This window comes from Brachyspira sp. SAP_772 (genome assembly GCF_009755885.1).
Classification (GTDB): Bacteria; Spirochaetota; Brachyspiria; order Brachyspirales; family Brachyspiraceae; genus Brachyspira.
Genome location: NZ_VYIX01000332.1, coordinates 1 through 560 on the forward strand (window position 1 = coordinate 1; position 560 = coordinate 560).

The window sequence follows — 560 nt, forward strand, 5'->3', positions numbered from 1 at the left end:
TAATATAATCAGCAATTTCTTTTACTTCTTTATTGGCATTTCCCATAGCAACACCAATATGAGCATGCTTTATCATATTAATGTCATTACCTCCATCACCAAAGGCAATGGTCTCTTCTAATTTAATTCCATAATATTCTATAATTTTATCTATGCCTATTTCTTTACCTCCATATTTAGAGTTAACATCTGCAAAAGATTTATTCCATCTGCTAGATTGAGAATTCTTCAAAACATTATCAATTAAATACTTTTCTTTATTTTCATCTACAAAAATATTTAACTGCAAAATATCTCCATAATTGTTACTAATATAATCTCTAAAATCTACAACTTTAGGTACTTTTATTTTAGATAAAGCATAAATCATATTAATAACACTGTTTGTATAATTAATAAATATATCATTTTTAGTAATAATTCTGCAGTGAAATCTATTATTTTTAATATAATCAATTAAAGCAAATAAATCATTTTTATCTAAAGAAACTCTATATATCTCTTTAAGTTTATCATTTTCATTAACACAACAATTACATCCGTTTACAGTTATATATCCA

1 protein-coding gene is annotated in these 560 nt (G+C 23.6%); it reads right to left on the reverse strand.

All coding sequences use genetic code 11. The annotated features are described in order from the left end of the window. Positions 1-560 (reverse strand): HAD hydrolase family protein (locus GQX97_RS14350; protein WP_157152365.1); only part of this gene is annotated, 560 nt, incomplete at both ends.